General features: G+C 69.1%; 15 protein-coding genes and 1 pseudogene. 15 read left to right on the forward strand and 1 reads right to left on the reverse strand.

What is annotated here, in order from left to right; translation table 11 throughout:
* Positions 1-62 precede the first annotated feature (62 nt).
* From wecB to x551_RS04730, 15 genes and pseudogenes are all read left to right on the forward strand, one after another.
* Positions 63-1,190 carry a UDP-N-acetylglucosamine 2-epimerase (non-hydrolyzing) gene (gene wecB / locus x551_RS04665; protein WP_036230392.1) on the forward strand — a complete coding sequence of 376 codons (1,128 nt, stop codon included), beginning with the start codon at positions 63-65 and terminating at the stop codon, positions 1,188-1,190.
* A 21-nt stretch (positions 1,191-1,211) separates the two neighbouring features.
* A pseudogene (wecC, locus tag x551_RS04670) lies at positions 1,212-2,473 on the forward strand (UDP-N-acetyl-D-mannosamine dehydrogenase).
* Between the two features lie 62 nt (positions 2,474-2,535).
* On the forward strand, positions 2,536-3,687 hold the full coding sequence (locus x551_RS23305; RefSeq protein ID WP_161727962.1) for a methyltransferase domain-containing protein: 1,152 nt from the start codon (positions 2,536-2,538) through the stop codon (positions 3,685-3,687).
* A complete protein-coding gene (locus x551_RS04680) occupies positions 3,627-4,460 on the forward strand; it encodes a hypothetical protein (protein WP_152543401.1) in 834 nt (277 codons plus the stop codon). The genes x551_RS23305 and x551_RS04680 overlap by 61 nt, the downstream gene beginning before the upstream one ends.
* Positions 4,457-5,626: a glycosyltransferase family 4 protein gene (locus x551_RS04685; RefSeq protein ID WP_051511839.1), complete on the forward strand. Its 1,170-nt coding sequence runs from the start codon at positions 4,457-4,459 to the stop codon at positions 5,624-5,626. The genes x551_RS04680 and x551_RS04685 overlap by 4 nt, the downstream gene beginning before the upstream one ends.
* Positions 5,623-7,308 (forward strand): AMP-binding protein, encoded by a 1,686-nt coding sequence (locus tag x551_RS04690; RefSeq protein WP_036230395.1) that lies wholly within the window; start codon positions 5,623-5,625, stop codon positions 7,306-7,308. Before x551_RS04685 ends, x551_RS04690 begins: the two co-directional genes overlap by 4 nt.
* 14 nt (positions 7,309-7,322) lie before the next feature.
* Positions 7,323-7,562 carry an acyl carrier protein gene (locus x551_RS04695; protein WP_036230397.1) on the forward strand — a complete coding sequence of 80 codons (240 nt, stop codon included), beginning with the start codon at positions 7,323-7,325 and terminating at the stop codon, positions 7,560-7,562.
* A 412-nt stretch (positions 7,563-7,974) separates the two neighbouring features.
* Complete coding sequence (locus x551_RS04700) at positions 7,975-8,397, forward strand: hypothetical protein (RefSeq protein WP_036230400.1); 423 nt, start codon at positions 7,975-7,977, stop codon at positions 8,395-8,397.
* A 45-nt stretch (positions 8,398-8,442) separates the two neighbouring features.
* Positions 8,443-9,375: a hypothetical protein gene (locus x551_RS04705; protein ID WP_036247676.1), complete on the forward strand. Its 933-nt coding sequence runs from the start codon at positions 8,443-8,445 to the stop codon at positions 9,373-9,375.
* Positions 9,333-11,051 carry a heparinase II/III family protein gene (locus x551_RS04710; RefSeq protein ID WP_036247680.1) on the forward strand — a complete coding sequence of 573 codons (1,719 nt, stop codon included), beginning with the start codon at positions 9,333-9,335 and terminating at the stop codon, positions 11,049-11,051. The genes x551_RS04705 and x551_RS04710 overlap by 43 nt, the downstream gene beginning before the upstream one ends.
* Before the next feature lie 69 nt (positions 11,052-11,120).
* Positions 11,121-11,720, forward strand: a complete 600-nt coding sequence (locus x551_RS04715; protein ID WP_036230406.1) for a hypothetical protein — start codon at positions 11,121-11,123, stop codon at positions 11,718-11,720.
* Positions 11,669-12,136 carry a hypothetical protein gene (locus x551_RS04720; RefSeq protein WP_036230412.1) on the forward strand — a complete coding sequence of 156 codons (468 nt, stop codon included), beginning with the start codon at positions 11,669-11,671 and terminating at the stop codon, positions 12,134-12,136. Before x551_RS04715 ends, x551_RS04720 begins: the two co-directional genes overlap by 52 nt.
* A gap of 74 nt (positions 12,137-12,210) precedes the next feature.
* Positions 12,211-13,281, forward strand: coding sequence for a glycosyltransferase (locus x551_RS04725; RefSeq protein WP_231497543.1), 1,071 nt, complete (start codon positions 12,211-12,213; stop codon positions 13,279-13,281).
* A complete protein-coding gene (locus tag x551_RS26915) occupies positions 13,278-14,516 on the forward strand; it encodes a beta-3-deoxy-D-manno-oct-2-ulosonic acid transferase (RefSeq protein WP_051511842.1) in 1,239 nt (412 codons plus the stop codon). Before x551_RS04725 ends, x551_RS26915 begins: the two co-directional genes overlap by 4 nt.
* On the forward strand, positions 14,444-15,295 hold the full coding sequence (locus x551_RS04730; protein ID WP_051511844.1) for a beta-3-deoxy-D-manno-oct-2-ulosonic acid transferase: 852 nt from the start codon (positions 14,444-14,446) through the stop codon (positions 15,293-15,295). The genes x551_RS26915 and x551_RS04730 overlap by 73 nt, the downstream gene beginning before the upstream one ends.
* Before the next feature lie 57 nt (positions 15,296-15,352).
* Here the strand turns inward: x551_RS04730 and x551_RS26400 are convergent.
* On the reverse strand, positions 15,353-15,579 hold a 227-nt coding region (locus x551_RS26400; RefSeq protein WP_216701300.1), incomplete at its 5' end, for a hypothetical protein.

Consider the following 15,579-nt stretch of genomic DNA (forward strand, 5'->3'; position numbering starts at 1 on the left):
TCAGAGCCGCACCCTCTCAATGAAGTGAAGGGCGGGTGCCGAATGCCGCACCCCCAAAAAGAATGAAACGAATACTGACCGTCTTCGGGACCCGTCCCGAAGCCATCAAGATGGCGCCGCTGGTGAAGCGACTCGAAGCCACGCCCGGCATCGACAGCCGTGTGTGCGTGACCGCGCAGCACCGGCAGATGCTCGACCAGGTGCTGGAATTGTTCGAGATCGAGCCTCACCACGACTTGAACGTCATGCGGCCCGGACAGGATCTTTTCTCGATCACGAGCGAAGTGCTCCAGGCAACGCGGCGGGTCTACGAGGCGGAGCGGCCCGACATCGTGCTGGTCCATGGCGACACCACGACCACCTTCGCCGCCTCGCTGGCAGCGTTCTACCAGCGGATTCCCGTCGGTCACGTCGAGGCCGGGTTGCGCACCGGCAACCTCTACTCGCCCTGGCCGGAAGAAGCCAATCGCAAGCTCACAGCCAGCTTGGCTCGTCTCCACTTCGCTCCGACCCCCGCGGCGCGCGACAACCTGCTGCGAGAGAACGTCGCGCCGGACCGGATCGTGGTGACCGGCAACACCGTGATCGACGCCCTGCTGGCCGTGCAGCACAAGCTGGAAGCGACGCCATTGCTGGGTAGCGGCTTTGCAAGGCAGTTCTCCTACCTGCCTGAAGGCAGCCGGGTGCTCCTGGTCACCGGCCATCGCCGCGAGAACTTCGGTGACGGCTTCGAGCGCATTTGCGAGGCCCTGGCCTCGCTGGCCCGAAGGTACGAAGACCTGCAACTGGTCTATCCCGTGCACCTGAATCCCAATGTGCGTGAACCGGTGCAGCGCCTGCTCAGTGGCATTGGCAACGTGCATCTCATCGAGCCGCTGGACTACCTGCCGTTCGTCTACCTGATGAACCGTGCCACCGTGATCCTCACCGACTCCGGCGGCATCCAGGAAGAAGCGCCCTCTCTCGGCAAGCCGGTCCTCGTGATGCGCGACACCACCGAACGCCCCGAAGCCGTGGAGGCAGGCACCGTGCGCCTGGTCGGCACGTGCACCCGATCCATCGTCGACGGTGTCTCGCTGCTTCTGGACGATCGCACGGAGTACGAGCGCATGAGCTTCGCTCACAACCCCTACGGCGACGGCCATGCCTGTGAGCGCATTGCACAGCTGCTCGCTTCGCAACCCATCTGAGACGTCTTTCCGCTGAACACCATGAGCGCACCCGAAACCTTCACAACCGTCTCGATGATCGGACTGGGCTACATCGGGCTGCCGACGGCCGCGATGTTTGCCGCGCGCCGCACCAAGGTGATTGGCGTCGACATCAACGCCCACGCCGTCGACACGATCAATCAGGGCCGCATCCACATCGTCGAGCCGGAACTGGACATGATCGTCCATAGCGCAGTCACTCAAGGGTGGTTGCGTGCGACGACGCAGCCGGAAGCTGCCGACGCCTTTCTGATTGCCGTGCCGACCCCTTTCAAGGGAGATCACGAGCCTGACGTCAGCTACGTCAAGTCGGCCGCCGAATCGATTGCGCCGGTACTGCGCAAGGGCAACTTGGTTGTCCTGGAGTCGACCTCGCCGGTCGGTACTACCGAGCAGATGGTGCAGTGGCTTGCCGCGGCCCGCCCCGACCTGCGCTTCCCGACCGAGGCGCGACCGAGATCGACGTCAACGTCGCCTACTGCCCCGAGCGTGTGCTGCCCGGCCACGTGGTGCGCGAGCTGGTCGAGAACGACCGCATCGTCGGCGGGCTGACGCCGCGCTGCTCCGAGCGGGCCGTCGCGCTGTACCGCACTTTCGTCAAGGGCGAGCTGCTGGTCTCCAACGCGCGCACCGCCGAGATGTGCAAGCTCACCGAGAACTCGTTCCGCGACGTCAACATCGCCTTCGCCAACGAGCTATCGATCATCTGCGACAAGCTCGGCATCGACGTCTGGGAGCTGATCCGCCTGGCCAACCGCCACCCGCGCGTGAACATCCTGCAGCCGGGCGCCGGCGTCGGTGGCCACTGCATCGCGGTCGACCCGTGGTTCATCGTCGACAAGACCCCGGCCGAGGCGCGCCTGATCCGCACCGCCCGCGAAGTCAACGACGGCAAGCCCGAGTGGGTGATGAACAAGGTGCACGAGGCCGTGGCCCGCTCCGGCCGCGCCGCCGGCGACCTGCGCATCGCGCTGATGGGCCTGGCCTTCAAGCCGAACATCGACGACCTGCGCGAAAGCCCAGCGCTGCACATCGCCGAGGCGCTGACCAGGACGCTGAAGTCGCGCTTCCTGATCGTCGAGCCGAACGTGGCCGAACTGCCGGCCTCGCTGCGCGACCACTCGCTGGTCGACGCCGTCCAGGCGGCCGCGCAGGCCGACATCATCGTCTTCCTCGTCGCCCACAGGCAGTTCGGCGTGATCGCCCGCGAGATGCCCAAGGGCAAGGCGGTGATCGACGCGGTCGGCCTGCTCAAGGCCTGAGGCCGCCACGCCCGCGCACCCCAACCGACTCCTTGCCCATGGACACAGCCGTTCCTGCCACCGTGACCCTCGTGGAGCCCGCCTCGCCGATCCCGGCCGACCGCATCAGCGAGCTTTACCGGGGCGAGATCTTCACCGAGGAAACGGCCCGCGTGGCGCGCGACCGCATCCACTGGATGTGCGCACAGTGCGACGGCCAGCGCGTGCTCGACGTCGGCTGCAGCCAGGGCATCGCCTCGATCCTGCTGGCGCGCGACGGCTTCGACGTCACCGCGATCGACACCCACCCCGACTCGGTCGCCTTCGCGCGGCGCGAGTTCGCCGCCGAGGCGCCGCTGGTGCAGCGGCGCCTGACGCTGATCGAAATCGACCTGGCCAGCCTGCCCGAGCAGCCCGGCTACGACACCATCGTGCTCGGCGAGGTGATCGAGCACCAGGTGCGGCCCGACCGGCTGCTGCGTGCCGCCAAGGCCCGGCTCAACCCCGGCGGGCGGCTGATCGTCACCACCCCGTTCGCGCTGCACCCGCACCCCGACCACAAGGTCAGCCTGTTCCCGCGCGACCTGGTCGAGTTCGCGCGCGGCATCGACCTGGCCGTCACGAAGCTGCAGGTCGACGGCGACTACATGCGCTGCGTGATGGTGGCGCCCGCCGAGGCAGGCCCCCAGCCCGACGCTGCCGAGGTGCTGCGCCTGACCGAGGCAGCGACGCTCGATTCGCAGCAGCGCCTGTTCTCGCGCCTAGACGAACGCTCCGAGCAGCTGAAGAAGAAGACCGACGCGGTGCGCATCACCCAGCGCAAGCTGGCCGAGGCGACGGCCTCGCTCGAGGCCAAGGTGCACGAGCACGCCGTCGAGGTGAAGGCGCTGCGGGTCACCCACCAGCGGGCCATCGACGCGCTGCGCGCGCAGCACGTGCAGGCGCTCGACAAGGAGCGGCAGAACGTGCGCGAGGCCGTCGCGAAGGCGGCCAGCAGCAAGGAGCTGGGGCAGGCCAAGGCGGCGCACGAGCGGCGCGTCCGCGACTGCACGCGCAGCTCGAGGCTGCCCGCGCCGAGGCGCGCGCCAGCGAGCTTGCCTTCACCCACGAGCGGGCGCGTCTGCGTGACTACAACGATCGGCTCAAGCAGCGCCTGGCCGAGGCCAAGGCGACCTTGCTGGCGACGAAGTCCACCACGTCCCACCGGCTCGGCAAGGTGCTGGTTCGTGGCGTGAAGTCGCCTGGCGCCCTGCTCGGCCTGCCCGGGCAGCTGTGGTCGCTGTGGCGCGACGTGCGGGAGCGCCGCCAGACGCGCGACCGCCTGATGACGCACCTGGACCCGGTCGCCTCGCTGCAGTCGGATGCGGTGACGCCGGTGCGTCGCGATGCGCCGGTCCCTGCAGCGCGCCATGCGGCCGCGCCGAAGCCGGCCACGATAAAATCGCCGGCCGCGACGTCATCAGCGTCGACCGGCTTGGTCGGTCTGGACGTCGAGACGCTCAAGTCCCGGGTCGAATCCGAAGGCCTGGGACCGGTCAAGGCGCAACTGCTCGCCGCCGTGGCGCGCGCCGATGCCAAGACCGTAGCGTTCCGCATGCTGCAACTCGGCAAGTCGCTGTCGGACGCCGGACGGCGCGACGACGAGTTCGAACTCGCCGAAGCCGCCATTGGCGTGGACGGTTCCGATCAGACGCTGCGTGGCTTCTTCTGGGCCGCGCAGCGCTCGCGCCGCTTCGAACGGGCCTGCCAGACGATCCGCCAGCTCGAGCACCTGTACGGCGCTACACCCGGCCCCGAGCAGAAGGCGATCCTCGACAAGCTGCGCGTATCGCCGGCCTTCCAGCTCAGCGTGCTGGAGCTGGTCGTGCGGCAGCCGCGTGAGCGCATGGAGGCATCGCGGGGCGCGTCTGCTACGTCCTGCACAACAGCCTGCCGTATTCGTCGGGCGGCTACGGCACACGTTCGCACGGCGTTGCCGGCGGACTGGCGGCTGCCGGGCGCGAGGTGATCGTGCTGACGCGCCCGGGCTTCCCGGTCGACATCAAGACCGAGCTGAACGACGCCGACGTGCCCGCCGAGGACGTCATCGACGGCATTCGCTACGTGCGCACGCTGGAGCCCAAGCGCAAGGGCATGTCGATGCTGCAGTACGTCACCAAGGCGGCTGACGCACTGGAGCGCCAGATGCGCAACCTGCGTCCCGAGATGGTGATGTCGGCCTCGAACCACGTCACCGCGCTGCCGGCGCTGATCGCGGCGCGCCGCCTCGGCCTGCCCTTCGTCTACGAGGTGCGCGGCCTGTGGGAGATCACCCGCATCTCGCGCGAGCAGGAGTTCGAGGACACGCCCGCGTTCGCGGTGCAGAGCCTGCTGGAAGCCAAGGTGGCGCAGCTGGCCGACCATGTCTTCACGCTCACCGAGCCGATGCGCGAGGAGCTGTCCTCGCGCGGCGTGCGCGACGAGCGCATCGAACTGCTGCCGAACTCCTGCGACCCGGATCGTTTCCTGCCGCGGCCGCGCGACCAGGTACTCGCCGCGCGGCTGGGCATTCCGGACGGCGTGCCGGTGATCGGCTACGTGGGCACCTTCGTCGACTACGAAGGCCTCGAGGACCTGACCCTGGCCTGCACCCTGCTCAAGCAGCGCGGCGTGAACTTCCGCCTGATGCTGGTCGGCAACGAGAACGCGTCCGGCACCGACCGCGGCCCGATCACCGAGCAGATCCTGCGAATCGCCGAGGCCGAAGGCATGACCGACTGGCTGATCATGCCCGGCCGCGTGCCGCACGAGGAGGTCGAGAGCTACTACTCGCTGATCGACATCGCGCCGTTCCCGCGCAAGCCCTGGCCGGTGTGCGAGATGGTCTCGCCGATGAAGCCGCTGGAGGCGCTGGCGATGGAGAAGGCGGTGCTGGTTTCCAGCGTGCGCGCGCTCACCGAGATGATCGCCGACGGCCAGACCGGCCGGGTGTTCGACAAGGGCAGCGTGGCGTCGCTTGCCGACCGGCTGCAAGAGCTGATCGACGAGCCGCAGCAGCGCTTGGCCCTGGGCCGGCGCGGGCGTGCCTGGGTCGGCGCCGAGCGCACCTGGAAGCAGATCGGCATCCGCGCGACCCGCCGCTTCGACCAGGTCCTGCAGGCGCACCGCGCGCCCGCTGCCACGGAGGTGGCATGACGGTTGCGCACCCGCCGGGCCATCTGGCCGAACGCATCTGTGCCTGGGGAACCGACAGCCCCGACAAGGTCGCCATCGACGACTACGGCGATGTCTGGACCTATCGCCGGCTGGCCGGCGAGATCGATCGCTGGGCCGGCCGCCTGCAGCAGCGCGGCCTGCGCGCCGGTGACACCGTGCTGCTGTTCCTGCCGCAGACCGCCGAGGCGATCGCCGCGTACTTCGGGGTGATGCGCTGCGGCGCCGTGCCCTCGTTCATGCCCCTGCCCTCGCCGAAGCAGGATCCCGGCTACTACTGGCACTCGCACGCCAACCTGCTGCGCCTGATCCAACCGGCCGCTCTGGTGACCCTGGAGGCTCCGCTGGCCGCGATGCGCTCGGCAGGTTTTGCCGACATCGTGCCGATGCTTCTGGCGGCCGACGGCGCCTGGACCGAGGTCGCGCCGTGGACCGGCCCCTCCCCCGGTGCCGCCGACGACATCGCGTTGCTGCAGCACAGCTCGGGCACCACGGCGCTGAAGAAGGGCGTGCAGCTGTCGCACGGCGCGATCGCCCGGCAGGTGGCGTCCTATGCACACGCACTGCAGGCCAGCGCCGACGACGTCGTCGTCTCCTGGCTGCCGATGTACCACGACATGGGCCTGATCGCCTGCACCGTCACGCCGCTGCTGCTCGGCCAGACGGTGGTGCTGCTCGACCCGTTCAAGTGGGTGTCCGAGCCGGTCTCGCTGCTGCACGCCATCCATCGCCACCGCGGCACGCTCACCTGGCTTCCCAACTTCGCCTTCGAACTGCTCGCCAAGACGGTGCGCTTCGAGCCCGGCAGTCTCGACCTGTCGAGCATGCGGGCCTTCATCAACTGCTCCGAGCCGTGCAAGGCGGCAACCTTCGACCGCTTCCTCGCCAAGTTCGCGCCGACGGGCGTGCGGGCCGAGGCACTGCAGGTCTGCTACGCGATGGCCGAGACGGTGTTCGCGGTCAGCCAGACGGACATCGGCCGCCCGGTGCCGCGCCTGAACGTCGATGCCCAGCGGCTTTCGGAGGAGAAGCGCGTCGCCGCGCCGCGCGACGCCGGCGCCGCTGTCGAACTGCTGTCGGCCGGCAGGGCAATCGACGGCATGCGCGTGACCATCGTCGACGCCGACGGCCAGGCGCTTCCGGCGGACCATGTCGGTGAGATCGAGCTGTCGAGCGAGTTCCTGTTCGACGGCTACCTGAACCGGCCCGAAATCACCGCACAGAAGCTGCGCGCCGGGCGCTACCGTACCAACGACATGGGCTTCGTGCACGGCGACCAGGTGTTCGTGCTGGGCCGCGCCGACGACCTGCTGATCGTGCACGGCCGCAACTACTTCGCCCACGAGGTGGAGGCGGTGGTCAACGACGTCGCCGGCCTGAAGGCCGGCCGCAACGTCGCGGTGGCGGTGTTCAACGAGATGCTGGGCAGCCAGGACGTGGTGGTGATCGCGGAACTGGCGCCGGGCGCGCCAGCACCGGCCGACAAGGGCCTCGAGCTGAAGCGCGCGGTCAAGCACGCCGTGGCCGAGAGCATGGGCCTGGATCTGCGCGACGTCCGCATCGTCGAGGCCGGCTGGCTGGCCAAGACCACCAGCGGCAAGATCAGCCGCTCGCTGAACCGCGACAAGTACCTGCAGGACCTGGCCGCAGCGCGGCGCCACTGAACTCGAGAACGATCATGAGCGACTCCATCCTCTCCCGCGTGGGCCGGGTCATCGGCGAGACCTTCGGCGATGACTCCCTGGCAGTGACCCGCGAGACCATCGCCGAGGACGTACCCGGCTGGGACTCCCTGTCGCACACCATCCTGATGCTGGCTCTGGAGGACGAGTTCGGCGTCACGCTGCCGTCCGACACCCAGGGCTTCGCCAACGTCGGGCAGCTGGTCGACGTGATCGCCGGCCTGTCGCATTCATGAGTGCTGCGCTGCCGCGCTTCGAGCCCGAGGCGCTCGATGCCGCGACCCTGGCCGGCCTGGACGCGAAGAACTTCCTGGTCGCCGATCCCGAAGTCGACCTGCCGTGCCGGCTCAAGCTGCTGCCTGGTTCGACCGCGCTGTTCGTGATGCTGAACGGCGCCGTCGACCGTGCCAAGCCGCTGCCGGTGTTTGCACGCTGGAACTGGGGCAAGGTGCTGGGCGGTCATGTGCTGGCCGTCTGCGACCCGACGCTCTACCTCGATGACCAACTGCGCCTGGGCTGGTTCGTCGGCAACCGCAGCATCGACCCGATGAAGGCGCTGCTGCGCACGGTGGAGCAGGTGCGCATGCAGCTCGGCATCGCCGACACGCGCGTGGTGTTCTACGGCAGCTCTGGCGGCGGCTTCGCTCGATGGTCGCGGCGGCGTCGCGCCCGGTCGGGCGTGCCATCGTCGTCAACCCGCAGACCGACATCACCCACTACTACCCGAAGGCGGTCGACCGCATCGCCCAGGTGTTCGCCACGGGCTGGACGGCAAAGCGCTGCCGCGACGAGTACCCGCTGCGCTGGAGCGCGCTGGAGGCGATCACCGAGGCCGGCCGACGCCAGCACGACCTGCGCATCGTCTACGCGCAGAACCTCGAGGACCCGGTGCACCACGCGCGCCACTTCATCCCGTTCTGCACGGCCACCGACGCACCGCAGGAGGGCGGGCTGAGCAGCGACGGGCGCATGCGCACCCATGTCTACAGCTCGCCCGAAGGCCACGGGGCCGAGCCGCCGGACGTCGTCAAGTTCTTCGTCGCCGACGGCCTCGCCCACCTGCTGGGGTAGCCGCGACGAGGGCATTCGCCGCCGCGTGACGGCGTCCTCCTTCCCATGACAGTGGAACCTCCCGACGCTCCCGCCGACGCGGCCATCCGCCAGGCCGTGTGGGCCCACTTCCCCGGCGCGCGCGCGTTGCTCGCCGCGCCGCTCCAGGACGGTCGCTTCAGCGCCCGGCTCGACGACGGCCATTTCGAATGCTTCCTGCAGCGACAGCCGGGACCGTACCTGTTCGTCATGCTGTCCGGCCCGCGTCCTGCCGATGCCGGCATGCAGCCGCACTTCGAACGCTGGAACTGGGCGGCGCGCCTGCCGGGCAGCCTGCTGTGCATTGCCGACCCGCTGCTGGCGCGGGACGACGGTCGCCTGCGTGTCGGCTGGTACGTCGGCACCGCGGCCCGCCACTGGCAGCTGCGGCTGGCCGGCCTGGTGCGCGGCATCGCCGACAAGCTCGGCATCGCCACCCAGCAGGTGATCTGCTGCGGCTCGACCTCGGGTGGCTTCGCCGCGCTGATGCTGGCCGCACACTTGAAGGACGCAACGGCGCTCGCCATCAACCCGCACACGCAGATCCTCAAGTGCGCGCGGCCGCTGGTCGACGAGCTGCTGGAGGTGGCCTTCGGGGGCCGCAGCGCAAGCGCGCTCGAACCGGAGGAGCGCGTGCGACTGTCGGCGATCACGGCGTTCCGTCGTGCGCCGGCGGCGCGCTGCCTGCTGGTGCAGAACCTCGGTGACGCCCCCGCCGCGGATGCGCACTTCCGTCCGTTCTGCGAGGCCCTGGGCATTCCCGTCGGGGGCGGCGCCGACGCCTCCGGCCTGCGCAGCAATCTCGTCTACGAGCAGCCGGTGGGCAATCGCCGCGAGCCCGGCCACCTGGTGGCCGGCATGATTGCCTCGCGGTCCGCCTCACGCAGCAGCGCGGGCCGCAGACGCCGGCGGCCGAAGTGGCCAGACCGGAGCGCATCGGTGCGGCGCAGCTGTACCTGATCAACAACCGGCGTCAGGCCAAGGACAAGCAGGCGATCGACTTCATCCCGCGCGAGGACCTGCGGGCCTTCCCGATCCGCCTGCCGCTGGACTGGAACACCGATCCCTTCACCGACCGCAACTGGTGCGCGCAGCTGCACATGTGGCGGATGATGGACAACCACTTCCTGGAATTCGACCGGACGGCGGATGCCGAGTGGCTGACCCTGCCGCTGGCGATCATCGACGACTGGTACGACTACCACGTCACGCGGCGGCGCACGTCGCGCTTCGCCTGGATGGACATGATGGTCGGCATGCGGGCGATGAAGCTCGCCTACCTCCTGTCGGCCCATGCGGCGGGCGCCATCCAGCTCGGCCGCGAGCGTCTCGCGACGTACGACGAGATGGTCGAGCTGCACCTGAAGTTCCTGCTCGACATCGCCAACGTCGCCTACAGCAACCACACCTTCATCGACATGCACGGGCTGGCGGCGCTCGGCGCGGTTTCGCGCGGCTCGCGTCGCACGCCGATCCGCGAGTTCCTGCAGCAGGTGATGCCGAAACTGCTGTCCAGCCAGTTCGACCCGAGCGGCGTGCACCTCGAGAACTCGACCGGCTACCAGGCCTTCGGCATCGGCTGCCTGAAGCGCCTGGCAGCAACAGGGTGGTTCGAGGCCTACGGCGTCAGCGAGCTGCTGCGCCGCGCCCGTCAGGTGGACGAGTGGTTCCGGCTCCCGGACGGACGCTGCGTGCCGATCGGCGACACCGACGGGGCGGCGATGAGCGGCGAGCCGGTCACGGCCTTCAGCGCGCGGCGCGAGCTGATCAACGCCTGCGGCTACGTGATCTATCGCGACGACGGCGGCGGCCGCGTCGAACAGGCGTCCTACCTGTTCCTGATGGCAGCGTTCAACTCGCGCTTCCACAAGCAGAACGACGACCTCTCGTTCACCTGGTTCGAGGGTGAGGACATCCTCTGCGATGCCGGCAAGTTCGCCTACAAGTCCGGCGAGATGCAGCAGTACGTGCAGTCGGCCCGGGCCCACAACAGTCTGGAGTTCGACGGCTGCAACGTCGCCGACAACCTGAGCCGGCGGCCCGACCTGGCCTACGGCTCGGCCGTCCGCCAGGCCGAAGGCATCGCCTGGGGCTGCGTGATCACCGGCCAGGTCCACCACCGCACCATCGACGTGGTCCACACCCGCCACCTGGTGCACGCCGACAAGCGCTGGGTTCTGGTGATCGACCGGGTGTCGGGGCAGAAGGCACACGACTGCGTGCAGTGGTTCCACTTCTCGCCGCACCTGGAGCTGACGGCGCGCGCCCCGCTGCACCACAGCACCGTCCTGCGGTCGGGCCGCACGCTGGACGTGCTCGCGGCTGCGCCCGGGCCGCTCGAGGCGACATGCGTCAAGGGCCAGCTGGAGCCGCAGCGGCAGGGCTGGATCAGTCAGGCCTACGGCCAGCTGACGCCTTGCCATGCGCTGGGCCTGTCGCAGCGCGGCCAGCACCTGGCGTTCGCCACGCTGCTGTCGCTCGACGACGCCGGCTCGACGCTGCACTGGGGCACGGACGGCAGCGTCGAGGCCGTCATCCGCTCGGCCAGCGGCGATCAGCGGCTTCGCGTGGAGCTCCACGGGCAATCCTGCCAAGTGAGCTGTCAACCCGAACCCGCGGCGGCCGTTGGAGGCTGACGTTCACGGCGTCGCTATGATCCCTCCCGCCCTGCCTCGCCGGCGCGCCCTCCATCCATCGGACACACCATGAACCACACGATCGCACGACTGCTGGGAGCGGCTGCGCTGCTGCTCGCCCTGGCCACGGCGCACGCCGCCGACACCACGGTCTACATGAAGCCCGGCGGCAACGACCAGGCCAGCGGCAAGAGCGAGGCCGAAGCCGTCGGCACGCTGCAGATGGCAGTCAAGCGGGTCCTTGCTCTGCCGGTGGACGGGGGCGGCTCGCGCAAGGTGATGATCCTGCCGGGCACCTACCTGGCCCAGACCGTGGTCGTGGCCGACCTGCCGGACGACAAGCCGCTGATCCTCACCGGCTCGACCGGTGCCGGCCAGCGGCCGGTGTTCGACGGCAACGGCAAGGGTCGCGCCTGGCTGCAACTGGACAGCGCAACTGGCAAGACCACACGCCTGACCATTGAAGGCATCGAGGTGGCGAACTACGTGACGGCGATCTCGCTGAACGGCAACCGCCAGGCGCAGGGCAACTTCAACGCCGAGAACGTGATCCACAAGAACCTGTTCCGCGACATCGGCCAGATTGCCTTCCTTCGGGCAAGCCGTCGACGGCAGCGGTGCGCCTGGTCAACTCGCGCAACAACCGCATCACCGAGAACCGCTTCCTGAACATCCGCAACAACACGGGCTGCGGCGCGCTGCATGCGATCTACATTGCCCACTACTCGAGCGGCAACCTGATCGAGGGCAACACCTTCGACGGCGGATGCGGCGCTGCGGTGAAAACGCGCGACGGCTCTGGCGGCAACATCATCAAGGACAACCGCTTCATCGACCAGACCGAACCGGTGTTCCTCGACAGCTTCTGCAATAAGGACTCGCGCGACGACTGCACCAAGGAAACCAGCGAGTGCCCGTCCTGGGGCAACGAGTTCAAGGACAACACGACCGCGAAGCTTGGCCCGAAGGCGCGCAAGATGCCGGTGCAGGTGGCCGGCCCGGACAGCGCGGCAGGCTGCCCGCCGCCGCCGACTCGCAGCAGCAAGCGACTGCAGGAATCCAACACCCGCAGCAGCGATCGCTAGAACGCGACCTCTGCTGGGGTTGGGACGCTTCAGCTGGCGTCCGTCCCGGCGTCCTTCACCCGCCCCTTGGCCCGTTGAAACTCCTCGACCGCCTGCTTGCCAGCGCGCCCGGACGGGTCCGGCGCGCGCCCCAGGCCCGCGGTCCGCATCGTGATCTGCTGGTGGCGCTGGTCGCCGACGAACTGACCAGCGCTTGCCTCGAGCACGAGTGCACGGTGCTGCACCTGACGCCGGCGAACGCCGCAGCGGCGCTGCGCCGGCACAGGCCGCGGCTCGTCTTCGTCGAGTCGGCATGGTCCGGCCATCGCAACGCCTGGAAGTACCGCATCGCCGCCTACCCGGATCACCCGGAGCGCAACAACGCCGACCTGGCGAAGCTGCTCGCCACGGCGCGCGAGCTGCGCATCCCGGCCGTCTTCTGGAACAAGGAGGACGGCGTGCACTTCGATCGCTTCGTTGCCAGTGCGCAGCTGTTCGACCACGTCTTCACCGTCGACTCGACCTGCGTGCCGCGCTACCGTGCCGTCATGCCGGAAGCGAAGACGATCGAGCCCTTGCTGTTCGCAGTGCAGCCCTCGGTGCACCACTTCGCCGGCATCGCGCCGCGCCTGCCGCGCGCCAACTTCGTCGGCAGCTACAGCCGGCACATCCACGACCAGCGGCGCAGCCTGCAGGACATGCTTTTCGCCTCGGCCGGCCGCACGCTCGGGCTGACGGTGTACGACCGCAACTCCGACCGCCGCTCGGAGCACTACCGCTATCCCGCCCTGCCCGGCCTGGAGGTGAGGCCGGCGGTGCCTCACCATGCGACGGCACGGCTGTACCGCGAGCACCTGGTGTCGCTGAACGTCAACACGGTGGTCGATTCGCCGACCATGTTCTCGCGCCGCCTGGTCGAGATCCTCGGCTGCGGAGGCCTCGCGGTGACCACGCCGGCGGCCTCGGTCGACGCGCTGTTCGCCGGCTACTGCCATGTCGTGCACGACGAGGCACAGGCCGCCGACCTGTTCGCGCGACTGCAGCGTGGCGGCCTGTCGTCGCACGACCGCGAGATGATGGCTGCGGCCGCGGAGCATGTCGCCGCCCACCATACCTGGGCGCAGCGGCTGGCGCAGGTGTGCACGCAGGTCGGGGTGAGCGTGTGACGGATCAGCCCACCGGCGGCGTCTACGTCTCGCGCCGCATCGGCCCCTGCCTGACGCCGCACCTGGCCACGCTGCTGGGCGCGCCGCTGCGCTTTCGCCCACTGGTCTGGCCGCAAGACGACGTGCGCGCCATCGTCGGCTGGGGGTTGAAGGGCGTGTTCTCGCGCGATGCCGCCTGGGCGCTGCGCGCCGGCCTGCCCTACCTCGCGCTGGAAGATGGCTTCCTGCGTTCGGTGCGCCCTGCTAACAGCGACGCGGCACTGAGCGTGGTTGTAGACCCTGTCGGCGTCTACTACGACGCACACCGCCCGTCCAAACTCGAGCAGGACATCTTGCTCGCGCGCATGCCGGCGCAGCATGCGCGGGCCGAGCGGCTGGTTGCGGCGTGGCGCGACGGCCGGCTGTCGAAATACAACCACTCGCGCGAGCTGGCGCCGCCGGTGCGCGGGCCGTTCGTGCTGGTGGTCGACCAGACCGCCGGCGATGCGTCGATCGCGTACGGCATGGCCAGCGAGCGCAGCTTCTCCCACATGCTCGAGGCGGCGCTGGACGAGCACCCTGGCCTGCCGTTGGTGCTGAAGGTGCACCCCGACGTGGTCGAGGGCCGCAAGCGCGCCCACTTCGGCGCGCTGACGCGGGGCCAGGCCGCGCGGGTCACGCTGCTGGCCACCAACGCCCACCCACCAGCCTTGTTGGAAGCCGCGGCGGCTGTCTACGTGGTCACCTCGCAAATGGGCTTCGAGGCGCTGATGTGGAGCAAGCCCGTACGCTGCTTTGGCATGCCGTTCTATGCGGGCTGGGGGCTGACCAACGATGAGTTGCCAGCGCCGTCGCGTCGCGCCAGCAAGGCCATCGCGCTCACCGACCTAGTGCATGCAGCGCTTATCGACTATCCACGCTACGTCGACCCCGAAACCTTTGCCCCGTGCGAGGCTGAGCGCGTGTTCGACTGGATGACGCTTCAGCGCCGCCATCGCGAGCGCTTTGCGCCGCGCGTGCAGGCGGTCGGTTTCTCGCAGTGGAAGCACGCCAGCGTACGGGCCTTCCTCGCGGGCAGCGAGCCGCGCTTCGTCGAGTCACCGGCGCCACTGGCCAAGGGAGAACAGCGTGCCGTATGGGGCGCGGCGCGTCCGAGACCGAGTTCAGCGTCGATGACGCACTGTTGCGCATCGAAGACGGCTTCCTGCGCTCGGTGGGCCTGGGCGCCAACCTCGTTCAGCCGCTGTCCTGGGTGATCGATCGGCGTGGCATGTACTACGACGCCCGTGCAACATCGGACCTTGAGGAGCTGATCGAAGCAGGCAAGTTCGACACCGCGCTGCTGTTGCGCGCTCAGGCCTTGCGCGAGGCCATCGTGCAGCGCGGCATCACCAAGTACAACGTCGGGGGCGGCGCTTGGCAGCGGCCGCGTGGTACTCACACCGTGGTGCTGGTACCTGGGCAAGTGGAGAACGATGCGTCGATCGCCTATGGCGCTCCGGCAGTGCACACCAACCTCGGCCTGCTCGAAGCCGTTCGCAAAGCTCGGCCGGACGCCTGGATCGTCTACAAGCCGCACCCCGACGTGCTGGCCGGCAAGCGGCCAGGCGCGGCTGACATCGGTGAAGCGAGGCAATGGTGCGACGAGATCGTCTCGGACGTACCCATCCACCGCCTCTTCGAACAAGTCGACGAGCTGCACGTGCTGACTTCACTGGCCGGCTTCGAGGCGCTGCTGCGTGGCAAACCCGTGGTTTGCCATGGCCTGCCGTTCTACGCAGGCTGGGGCCTCACCGAGGACAGGATTCCACATCCGCGCCGCACCCGCCAGTGCACGCTGGACGAGTTGGTGGCCGCCACGCTGATCCTCTATCCCACCTATGTGAGCCGTGTGAGCGGCGCCTTCACCACGCCGGAACGAGCGCTGTACGAGCTGCAACACTGGGAGCACCTCGCGCCGTCGCGAGAGGCCGCCTGGCTGCGCGCGGCGCGCGTTCTCAAACGGCTGAAGGATCGCTGGCGTCGTTCGCGCTAAGCGGTGACGCACCTGCTAGCCGCGACAGGCCCCGTGAGTCGGCTGGCCGTCAGCTTCTCAGGCCCCGAACGCTCCACGCGCGGCACGTACTTGCCGCATCAAGACGCCGGCTGTGACGTCGAGATCGGTCCCTTCGTAGGCCCAAACGTCGCCCGGCGATTGGTAGTGGCGTAGCACCGCCGCTAGCAGCGCCCGGCCCGCCGCCAGGTCATCGGGCCGCGCCGCCGCGGCCGCGAGCTGCGGGGCGAAGTCCTCGCGGCCCACCCGCGTCACGCTCGGGTGGC

Source organism: Methylibium sp. T29 (assembly GCF_000576205.1).
Taxonomy (GTDB): domain Bacteria; phylum Pseudomonadota; class Gammaproteobacteria; order Burkholderiales; family Burkholderiaceae_C; genus Methylibium; species Methylibium petroleiphilum.

Excerpts from the sequence above, each read along its gene's own strand:
- wecB (WP_036230392.1), top strand. The coding sequence starts at position 63 with ATGAAACGAATACTGACCGTCTTCGGGACCCGTCCCGAAGCCATCAAG.
- x551_RS04690 (WP_036230395.1), top strand. The coding sequence starts at position 5,623 with ATGACGGTTGCGCACCCGCCGGGCCATCTGGCCGAACGCATCTGTGCC.
- x551_RS04695 (WP_036230397.1), top strand. The coding sequence starts at position 7,323 with ATGAGCGACTCCATCCTCTCCCGCGTGGGCCGGGTCATCGGCGAGACC.
- x551_RS04700 (WP_036230400.1), top strand. The coding sequence starts at position 7,975 with ATGGTCGCGGCGGCGTCGCGCCCGGTCGGGCGTGCCATCGTCGTCAAC.
- x551_RS04705 (WP_036247676.1), top strand. The coding sequence starts at position 8,443 with ATGACAGTGGAACCTCCCGACGCTCCCGCCGACGCGGCCATCCGCCAG.
- x551_RS04715 (WP_036230406.1), top strand. The coding sequence starts at position 11,121 with ATGAACCACACGATCGCACGACTGCTGGGAGCGGCTGCGCTGCTGCTC.